The following is a 10,326-nucleotide window of genomic DNA, read 5'->3' on the forward strand; positions in this document are numbered from 1 at the left end:
TTATTCAAAGAAATAATGCAACTTAAAATATATAAACTATAAAAAATGCCTATAATTCAGGCATTTTTTAGCTCTCATTTAACATAAAATCTCTTATACGCAATCAAAAAAGTGAGGTAAAAACCTCACTTTGTATAAAGCCAAATAAATGGATATTTCCTAGAATTTTAATTAATAAAAGTTATCACGGTAGAAGTTATAAGTAGTATTGTGGCGATCAATGTTAAGTAGATGCATGATTTACTCATTGATTGATCATCTACTTTGAAAAAGTTCTTTATTGGATCCTTCCAACCAGTCATTTGACTCCAAGGATACCAAAAACATAAAAAACCCAAAGTACTTAAAATTCCGGCTAAATCAAAACTCTTGGATAAGCCAAAGAGACTTATAGCAACAGATGCTGCACCTAAGACAAAACCAAACCAAGATTTAATCAAGGGAGCCTTGGGAGAAGTTATTGATAAATTATTCATATTAGAGTTCTACATTAAAGATTAAATAACTTTCTGTCTCTTTCATCCGTCAAATACCGGTCCATCTGAGCGATCAATTTAGCCCGTGCCTGTTCATCTTCTTCAGTGATTTTTAGCATACAGGATCCGATTAGAATTTTGCGTCTAGTATCATCTTTACGAGTCTGTTGTTTCTCTTTAGCACGTTCTCTTGCTAGTGCTGCCTGTCTTTGAGCCTTTAACTGTTTTAGCTTTTCTTCCTGTGCCTTAATCTTGCTGTCTAGTGTTTCAGTAATACTCATTAATCCAATACCATCATCCTGGGAAACCATCCCTAACATAAGCGCACTTGAATATGCATTCAAGGTGCTATATGTATAGTAATGTTTTCCTCGAAGAGCGCACTTATGCAAACTTCGTTTGCAGGTACGATTGGGGTCTCCCCAATACCCCGACAACCGTATTCACGGTTGTATTTCACTACGCGAAAATTTAAAAGCGAAAAACAGGCATGGCGATTTACCACTTTTCAGTCAAAACCGTAGCACGATCCGCAGGGCGTTCCGCCACTGCTGCGATTGCCTATCGGGCAGGTGAAAAGATCTATTGTGAACGTGAAGGCCGAGAACATGACTACAGCCGAAAAACCGGTGTGGAATACAAAGAAATTTATTTACCCGAAGGCGCACCAGAACATTTAAAAAATCGGGAAAAACTCTGGAACGAAGTTGAACAACGGGAAACCCGAAAAAACTCGACTGTAGCCCGGGAATTTGAAATTGCCTTTCCAAGTGAACTGAACCAGGAACAACGTCTGGCCATGCTCGAAGAATTATGTGCCAGCATCGTGAAAAGACATCAGGTAGCAGTCGATGCCTGTATCCATGCACCGCATACCGGATCCGGCAGTGATGAGCGCAATTATCACGCCCATATCCTGATGAGCACACGTAAACTCACTCCAGAAGGTTTTACAGAGAAAACCCGGGAGCTCGATCAGAAACACAGTGGAGAAATCGAGCACTGGCGCGAACACTTTGCCGATATCTGCAATATGCACCTGGATCTGGCCGGATCCACCGCCCGGGTCGACCACCGTAGCTACAAAGACCAAGAGAATGGCTTGGAAGCCACCCTGCACGAAGGACCGAAAGTCACCGAACTACGTAGAAGAGGCATCGAAACCGAAATCAGCCGAACCAATGATGAAATCAAAGAAAGAAATCAGGCTCAGCTGCAATACGGCAAAAATATGGACCTGCTGATTGCTGAAAACGAGATAAAACTCAGTGCATTGAAAACAGAACAGCAGACTCAGATTGAAAATAGTGCTAAAACGCCACCAATTGACGAAAAAGCCCTGTTTGAGGAAAAACAGAGGGAAACCCTTGGCAAAGTGCTAAAACGCGAAATCAGCGCAAAAGACGCGAATCTAGACCTGGATTTTATGCAGCGCAATCTCAAACAAGCCGAAATAAACCTGACCAAGCACCACAAACATCAAAACGAGTTCAATCAGCAGCTTGCCCAGGAGATCGTGAAAAGCGGACTCAAGCAAAGTCATGACAAATTGCAAAGCCTGGTCGATCAACACAACGAATTAACCCAGAACAAACCCTTACTGTTTGGAAAAAAAGCCTGGGAAGCCCAACGTGATGCGATTTACCAAGAACATAAACAACTGAAAGGCAGACATGAATACCAGAAAAAAAATGGTGTGAAGGATTTATTGGAAAACGAAAAATTCAAAGAACATGCCTGGAAACAGTACCAAAAGCAGCATCCAGCCAAAGCCAAGCAATACCAGACTCTATACCCATCCTATCAAGTCATTAAAAAATGTGTGGATGAGATCAAAGCAGAACAACAGATGAAACTCAGACAAGAACAACAGCTCAAAGCACAGCAACAAGCTCCTAAAATGAAATCTCGTGGCATGAGTCGCTAAACAGAGCGAGTGTCTACGAGCGAACTGAGAAAATTTGCCCATCCCTTTCCCTGATTACAAGCTCCCTACCCATCAATCACCTGCATGGCAGAGCATCCCGTATGGGTGCGAACTTTCCAAATTTGATTCCTAAACCGAGCGTAGCGAGAAAAAAAAGCTTATGAGCGAAGCGAATTCCGAGTTGCTTTTGCTTTTTCTAAAAGTCACGAAAACGTGAACCAAAAATTGCCCCGACGAATCGAGCGAAAGCGAGATTCAATAGAGTTTGAGCGAAGCGAAAACCAAGGGCAATTTTTAAAATTTCCTTTTTTAATTATTTTTAAATATTTTAAATCTTTTCAGCCCTCTGTATGCCTTTAGTAGCAATGGTTTTAGCATTTAAATATGACGGATTGACTACTAACTATGACGGATTGACTACTAACTATGACGGATTGACTACTTAACTATGACGGATTGACTACTAACTATGACAAGTATATATTTGTCATATATTAAAAATTAAATGGTTTTATTTTGGATAAGAATCAAGTTGTAAAATCAAATCAAGTTATAGAAGCTTCATATCAATTAAGTGCCGTAGAGCAACGTATTGTCTTAGCAGCCATTTCACGTATTCCAAAGAATCAACCCATCACAGATGATGAGTTATACCCAGTGAGTGTTAATGAATTACAGCTCCTAGGAGTACACGAGAAAACAGCCTATAGAGATTTAAAAGAAGGGATTAATAGACTTTATGAAAGGTCCATCAACCTCTCTGTAGACGATAAATCTATCAAAATGAGATGGGTACAAGAGGTTCAGTTTTTAGATAGTCAAAGTGTCATTGGTATTCGCTTTTCAAAACCAATTTTGCCTTTTATATCTAACCTAAGTAGAGAATTTACGAAATATGCTTTATCTGATATCGCAGGTATCAACAGTGGGTACGGTATCCGTATCTATGAGTTACTGGTGCAATACAGACAAATAGGTAAGCGTGAAATCTCTGTTGATAATCTACGAACCATGCTGGAACTAGGTAAAAAGTATCCGTTATTTGCTGATTTTAAAAAAAGGGTAATTGATACTGCTGTAGATCAAATAAATGAATACAGCCCTTTACGTGTGACGTATGAGCAGAAAAAAACAGGTCGTAAAGTTACTCATATTACTTTTTCTTTTAAAGAAAAAACAAAAAGTCTTGGTCAGGAAAGTACAGACATACCGAAAGAGTTCTATAAGTTAACAGATGCTCAGATAAACATGTTTGGTAATCAACTATCGCGTTTACATGAACTTTCTCATCTAGCACGTGAGGGTGAGAGCTATGAAATATTAGCTTCAAAAATCAAGGAAAAACTTAGAGATCCAAAACAACAGAAGCAGTTTTTACCTTACTTACGGAACTTGGGCTTCAAACCTTGAGTGTATTGAAGAATACACTTATTGTATTCTTCAATACATATCTTAAATACACAGTAATACACTATGAAAACAAGTACAAAATACAGTGTTAGTGATGCTGCCACACTGTATAAAAAATCTAGAGCGACACTTTATAAAGATATAAAAAATGGGGTGCTAAGCCGTGATCATGATGGCTTTATAGACTTTTCAGAATTATTGCGTGTGTATGGTGAACCGTTTTCTGGAAAACAGTCAAAACGTATTGATACGTCTCTAATACATAATCTGGATACACCTGAATACACTGATAAAACAGTAGTAGAGTTAAAAAATCAGATCGACTTTTTAAAGAAACAATTAGAAAAAGCAGAAGATAGAGAGGCTAAAGCTAATGCTCGTATCGATACGCTTCTTACACTAATTGAAATGAAGCCACCTAAAGCTAGTAGTGAACCTAATAAAGAAAATATTGAAAGTAATATTTCGCCAAACCCAACTGATATGGCAACAAATATTCAGTTAAAGCAGGTTAAAGAGGACGGATTGACTACTCCAGAGAACAAACGTATCCCTGTTCCGGAACACGTTGAACCTGAACCTAAAAAGAGAGGCTTCCTGAGCCGTTTTTTCCTTCCGTATGGTTAACCAGGACTCCAATTTTTTGATGAGCCAATTTCATTGCCAGCAATGAAATAATGACTCACCAAAAAACCGGATGATGTTTATTAAAACTGAATAAAATCGTGGAACATTGCTTATTTATTAAGCGTGGAACACTAAAAAAGATAAAAAAAGCCCGAACAGGGATGTTCGGGCTATCAACTAGGAACTACAGCGTTCAATTTTCAAGAGAATTATAACGCATTTCGTATAAGGTGTATTATGTTAATTTTAGATTTACTAAAACTATTTTTTGAGAACTAGGCTGTTATGGGAACTGTAAAGCTCAAATCTTCTGATGAAGTTTTTCAATTAAAAATTAGTCTGCTAGGTAGTGATCCTGAAATCTGGAGAACTATTCAAATTTCATCGGCAGCTACTTTATCTAGGCTCCATAAGGCAATTCAATCTGCTTTTGATTGGGAAGATAGCCATTTACATGAATTCACGACTATTAAGCATGAAAAGATCAATAAAAGACAAAAATTGAAAGAAGTTCTACGTGTAGGTAAAAAAATTATATATACATATGATTTTGGCGATTGTTGGGAACATTTGATTACTGTAGAAAGCAGACAATCTCCTGATTTAAATAAAAAATATCCATGTTGTATAGATGGTCAAAATCATGCTCCATTTGAAGATATTGGAGGAATTTTTGGATATCTTGATATTTTAGATGCATTACAAGACCCCAAACATCCAAGATATGACGATTACATGCAAATTATCGAGGATGAAATAGGAGAGATAGAGTTTGATCCGACCTACTTTAATTCACATGATATTAAGTTTTAAACCTGATTTAACATAATGGTTGTTATGCGAAATTCCTAGCATATTCACCTTTTGTCTTATATCTTTGTTTTTACCAATAGGTAAAATATATTCATAACCTACATCGGAAAAGTAGGTAGTTAAGAAAAAAATTGCAGAGATTTATAAGCCTTATAGTAACGGGAGAGACTATAGGGCTTTTTATTTATCTTAATATTCATATACCTAATGGATTTGCTTTTCAACTAGTTCCAATTTGTTTAATGCTTGCCGTTTTTTATGATCATTATTAATCTTTACAACTAGAGCTAAAATAAAAACCATCACTATAAAAACAAGGAAAATCAAATGCTTTTTCATCATTAATTCCGTCTTTTGATCTTTAAAAATGCCTTGCTCCTTTGTAAATAGATATGACATAAGGGAAGCACTGATACAAGCCTTTTTAAATGACTTTAGCAACTCGATAAACAGTTGCAACTCCACAATTCACTGCTTTGGCAATTTCTTCCTTAGTCATATTGCCAGCTGCTAGTAATTCTTTTATTCGTTTGTGCTTAGCCTCATTGGCTTTCTTACCTGTTGGCTTGTAACCCGAACGTGCCAAGCCCTGCTTAATACGTTCTATACGTTTCTCATTGTCCAGGCGGGCCATTGTTGCCAGGAGATCAATCAACATATTGTTGATGAGATCCAGGATTGAATGAGTAATGCTGTCACTGGTTTGAATCATTTGGTAGGTAGTAGGAAGATCTGCTACGACTAAACGAAGTCCCTTCTCCTGGATCCTGCGCTTCAGCTCTTGAAAATCCTGTTGGGTTAGGCGTGATAATCGGTCAATACTTTCAACCAACAAGGTGTCGCCTTGATTTGCTTCTGACAGTAGCTTATTCAATTCAGGTCGGTCTAACTTCGTACCACTATAGTTTTCCACGTACACAATGGTTTCGCCCAAATTCAAGTTTTGGTTTAGATCCTGAAGAATCTGCAAAGCCCTTTCTGCATCTTGATCTTTAGTTGAAGCTCGTAGATAAATACGTGTATTCATTTCTATCATTTAATCTTAATTCTATTAGATTAATGATAACAATATCATTTAATTATTGCATTAAGTCTAATGATAGATATTGTATGCGATTTGGCTCGCTATCATTCAGCTATACTCTTTTGATAAAAAAAAGCATAACTAAAAGCCATGCCTTGGGAATTCGTATAACGTGTATTATGTTAATTTTAGGAAATCTTACAAATAACTATCGTTTCCATTCAATAGTACTTGATCTAATGAATAAATAATATTCCCATGTATATCATTAGCTCTCGCTGTATTTTCAAAGATATTAGCTATATTTTCCTTGAACTCTACTAGCGTCTTAACATTGTTTAATAATGCAAACCGAACAGCTCCCAAACTCCTAGAGGTTCCATAAATCATAATCTGACTATATAACGCCAGAACTGGCTTTGAAAAATCAACTATCCTAAATCCAGAATGAGCTGAGTTATTTCGAAAAATTCGAATCTTATCTACATCTTCAATTAATTTTTTCTTCCAAAAATCATATCTAGGATGATCAGATATACTGGCTAGAAAGGGTTCAGATATTTCTAACCTTTTTTTATTATTAGGAAATCCCATTAAAAAACATATGTTTGAAGAAATATTATCAGACTCTCCCTCTTTTAATAATGCTTCTAACGTAAACCAATTAAACAATATCTTTAACTGACTATTATTTTCATGTCTACCATGTCTAGCCCAATGTAAAGCTCTTAAATATCTTTGACTTAGCTCACAATCTAAACCAAGAATATAGTTAATATCATCCATCCTCTGAATATTTCCATGGGACATAACAAAAGATGTTGATGGGTTAAATCCCCACCTTTTAACAGGATGTAGTTCACCTGAAGCTAAATTTTTAGCAAATCCGATCTCTGAAACATCGACATTAGAAATATGAAATTTACTGGCGCTCAAATCCAGAATTGTAGAGAACCGATCAGCAGCTATGCTTAGAGCCTCTAGCACTGTTTCAGAAGAAACAATCGTACAAATCCTTGCCGCATAAGTGTATTTATCAAACTGCAATCTATGATCATCAGCTGATTCTTTTAATGCAGTAAGTTCTTTATCTGAATCAACTGAAGCAGGTCTCAATTCTACATCACCATAAATGATGGTATTCGGTAAAGTAAAACTATTAGACTCTAAAACCCTAACTATAAGAAAATTAAACATTTTTACACATCACTAATAAATCTCTTAAATTCTCTAGAACTATATTTCTAATCAATTTATCCATTTGATCAGTAAAGCGAATCTTATTTTTTATGGCATATTTATGAAACATTACGGTAAGTTCATAATCATGAGTATTCCAAACAACTTCCGAAATAGTTTCTATGTGATTGCGTTCTAAGCAACTGTTTGATAATAAAAACTTAGAACTTTCTCTAATTCTCGGAATATTATTGACTGAATAATAATATTGCAATCTATACCACTCCAATTCGAAATCATTTTTTCTATTTAAATACAATAAGTTATCATATTTAATTACGCTCTGATTATCAAAAAGAGTTATCGCTAATTTATAGCCCAAACAAATAGAAATTATATTTCCACTATGAGTTTTTTCTAACTGGTCTAAATAAAATCTTGCTTCTAGAAAACGCCCTTTAGATATGAAGAACGTAATTAATTTTGTTAAATTTTTTGCATAATTTTTACTATTTAAGTCAGTAATTAAGTATTTGTGAAAAATATTTTCTAGACAGGGTTCCAAAGTAAATCCTTAAAATAATTTCTGCTATATATGTATTACATGAAAAGTAAGAGTTTTTATAATTCAATCGGTTACTTACCTATATTTTAGGCAATAAAAAACCCGCATAAGCGGGTTTTTTAAGATATCGTATGTCTACAGGGGGAGGCAAGCCAACAAAATCCCATAGCTAGTGCATTCAATATAAGGTTTATATGCATATATGTCAAATCAGAAAATAATAGACGCTGTAACCATTGTTATTTCACCTGCAAGAATTTCAACCTATGAAAATGCCACTGGTGGAAAGAAACCTGACAATTTAGAAGCCTTAAATTTATATGCTTGGAATGCAGATATTTCAGGTGCCTTACTTATTCCTTTGCATGTATGTGAAGTTGCTATTCGGAATGCTGTATCAAGAGCAATTGAAAATATTTATGGAGATAGATGGCCCTGGTCTTCAGGTTTTGAACGAAGCTTACCTAATCCTACTCGTGGTTTTAGCCCTAAAAAAGATCTCATAAATGCTCGATTAAATCAGCGAACAACAGGAAAAGTTATTCCTGAGCTGAAATTCGCATTTTGGCAAAGTATTTTCACAAGCAGACATGATCAGCGTTTCTGGAATCCATATCTTACTGATCTATTTCCCAATATGAATACATCGGTAAGTATCCAAGATAGAAGAAAGCTAATTTATGATGAATTAGAGCAAATTAGACGCTTGCGTAACCGCATTGCACATCACGAACCAATTTTTACACGCAATTTATCTGATGATTACCAAAAAATATTATCTTTAGTTAGCTATCGCTGTACTACAACTGCCACATGGCTTGATGAACATCAAAGAGCTACGGAAATTATTGCGAAAAAACCATAATTATTCAGTTTATATCTGAAAATTGGGTACGGCTAAAAAAAAAGAGAAAAGTATGTTTAAAGATTTATATGAAAAAATCCAACGCTGTTGTGGATATGTGACAGTTTTTGAAGGTGATGAAGTTATAAGTGAAGGTACTTGTTTTAGCTTTACGGATACAGGTGAAGTTATTACTGCTGCACATGTAGTGACTGGTAGGATGCCTATAAAAAAAGAAGATTACACTCATCCACAGCAAAGAATTTTGATAAAGTTTCCCGAGTTACCTTTAGTTGAATATGCAGTATCTTTTTGCTCATTTGAAATTAACGTCCCATCTTTTAAAGAAATAATACAGCTAGATATAGCTGTATTACGACCAAAAGAAGAGCAACCTTTCAAATTCCCCTTTCTACCTGCAAGTATTAATTCAGTAAATCTAGGACAAAGAGTATTTGTTGCAGGCTATTCAGATGAACTTAATATACCATTTTCGATTGAAAAAATTATTGATCCAGAATCATTTGGTGCAGATAAGTTTATTAAAGCAATTAGAGAGGAAGGATACTTAGCAGATATGACAGGTCCAATAATTAAACATGGTTATATTGGAAATATTCGTCGTATTTTTGCTGATGATAACTCCCAAAATATAAGAATAGAAACTGACGTTTTTTACATAGATAATGGGATGCATAGTGGTGCAAGTGGAGGGCCTATTGTCAATGAAGAAGGTGTTGCTTTAGGAGTATTAACACAACGTGCAATAACTCCAGCACATCAATCAAAGGATTCCACATTAAAAGTCCCATCAGGCTCATCAATAGGAATCTCATTACAAATTCTAAAAACTGTTCATGAAATTATTCAAAGAAATAATGCAACTTAAAATATATAAACTATAAAAAATGCCTATAATTCAGGCATTTTTTAGCTCTCATTTAACATAAAATCTCTTATACGCAATCAAAAAAGTGAGGTAAAAACCTCACTTTGTATAAAGCCAAATAAATGGATATTTCCTAGAATTTTAATTAATAAAAGTTATCACGGTAGAAGTTATAAGTAGTATTGTGGCGATCAATGTTAAGTAGATGCATGATTTACTCATTGATTGATCATCTACTTTGAAAAAGTTCTTTATTGGATCCTTCCAACCAGTCATTTGACTCCAAGGATACCAAAAACATAAAAAACCCAAAGTACTTAAAATTCCGGCTAAATCAAAACTCTTGGATAAGCCAAAGAGACTTATAGCAACAGATGCTGCACCTAAGACAAAACCAAACCAAGATTTAATCAAGGGAGCCTTGGGAGAAGTTATTGATAAATTATTCATATTAGAGTTCTACATTAAAGATTAAATAACTTTCTGTCTCTTTCATCCGTCAAATACCGGTCCATCTGAGCGATCAATTTAGCCCGTGCCTGTTCATCTTCTTCAGTGATTTTTAGCATACA

Annotated in this window: 12 protein-coding genes; 6 read left to right on the top strand and 6 right to left on the bottom strand. The window is 35.3% G+C overall.

Features of this window, described 5'->3' with window-relative positions; translation table 11 throughout:
• Positions 1-167 precede the first annotated feature (167 nt).
• Both F955_RS00190 and F955_RS00195 read right to left on the bottom strand, forming a co-directional pair.
• Positions 168-476 (bottom strand): hypothetical protein, encoded by a 309-nt coding sequence (locus F955_RS00190; RefSeq protein ID WP_001061745.1) that lies wholly within the window; start codon positions 474-476, stop codon positions 168-170.
• Between the two features lie 14 nt (positions 477-490).
• A complete protein-coding gene (locus F955_RS00195) occupies positions 491-757 on the bottom strand; it encodes a mobilization protein (RefSeq protein WP_121980254.1) in 267 nt (88 codons plus the stop codon).
• A gap of 209 nt (positions 758-966) precedes the next feature.
• Between F955_RS00195 and mobQ the strand changes: the two genes are divergently transcribed.
• From mobQ to F955_RS00215, 4 genes are all read left to right on the top strand, one after another.
• Positions 967-2,403 (top strand): MobQ family relaxase, encoded by a 1,437-nt coding sequence (mobQ, locus tag F955_RS00200; protein ID WP_004889711.1) that lies wholly within the window; start codon positions 967-969, stop codon positions 2,401-2,403.
• A gap of 516 nt (positions 2,404-2,919) precedes the next feature.
• Positions 2,920-3,813: a replication initiation protein RepM gene (gene repM / locus F955_RS00205; RefSeq protein WP_004889713.1), complete on the top strand. Its 894-nt coding sequence runs from the start codon at positions 2,920-2,922 to the stop codon at positions 3,811-3,813.
• Between the two features lie 63 nt (positions 3,814-3,876).
• Complete coding sequence (locus F955_RS00210) at positions 3,877-4,440, top strand: plasmid replication DNA-binding protein (RefSeq protein WP_004889718.1); 564 nt, start codon at positions 3,877-3,879, stop codon at positions 4,438-4,440.
• 285 nt (positions 4,441-4,725) lie between these two features.
• On the top strand, positions 4,726-5,253 hold the full coding sequence (locus tag F955_RS00215) for a plasmid pRiA4b ORF-3 family protein (RefSeq protein ID WP_000537572.1): 528 nt from the start codon (positions 4,726-4,728) through the stop codon (positions 5,251-5,253).
• 424 nt (positions 5,254-5,677) lie between these two features.
• Here the strand turns inward: F955_RS00215 and F955_RS00225 are convergent, their stop codons facing one another.
• The 3 genes from F955_RS00225 to F955_RS00235 form a co-directional block, all read right to left on the bottom strand.
• A complete protein-coding gene (locus F955_RS00225; RefSeq protein WP_004889724.1) occupies positions 5,678-6,289 on the bottom strand; it encodes a recombinase family protein in 612 nt (203 codons plus the stop codon).
• A 186-nt stretch (positions 6,290-6,475) separates the two neighbouring features.
• Complete coding sequence (locus F955_RS00230; RefSeq protein ID WP_004889728.1) at positions 6,476-7,474, bottom strand: HEPN domain-containing protein; 999 nt, start codon at positions 7,472-7,474, stop codon at positions 6,476-6,478.
• Positions 7,467-8,021: a hypothetical protein gene (locus F955_RS00235; RefSeq protein WP_004889731.1), complete on the bottom strand. Its 555-nt coding sequence runs from the start codon at positions 8,019-8,021 to the stop codon at positions 7,467-7,469. Before F955_RS00235 ends, F955_RS00230 begins: the two co-directional genes overlap by 8 nt.
• 202 nt (positions 8,022-8,223) lie before the next feature.
• Here F955_RS00235 and F955_RS00240 point away from each other — a divergent pair, with 202 nt between their 5' ends.
• Positions 8,224-8,886, top strand: a complete 663-nt coding sequence (locus F955_RS00240; RefSeq protein WP_004889732.1) for a hypothetical protein — start codon at positions 8,224-8,226, stop codon at positions 8,884-8,886.
• A gap of 52 nt (positions 8,887-8,938) precedes the next feature.
• A complete protein-coding gene (locus F955_RS00245; protein ID WP_004889734.1) occupies positions 8,939-9,754 on the top strand; it encodes a S1 family peptidase in 816 nt (271 codons plus the stop codon).
• Between the two features lie 141 nt (positions 9,755-9,895).
• Here F955_RS00245 and F955_RS00250 read toward each other — a convergent pair whose 3' ends face one another.
• Entirely contained in the window at positions 9,896-10,204 is a 309-nt protein-coding gene (locus F955_RS00250; protein ID WP_001061745.1) for a hypothetical protein, read from the bottom strand.
• Positions 10,205-10,326 lie beyond the last annotated feature (122 nt).

Source organism: Acinetobacter schindleri CIP 107287, from assembly GCF_000368625.1.
Lineage (GTDB): Bacteria > Pseudomonadota > Gammaproteobacteria > Pseudomonadales > Moraxellaceae > Acinetobacter > Acinetobacter schindleri.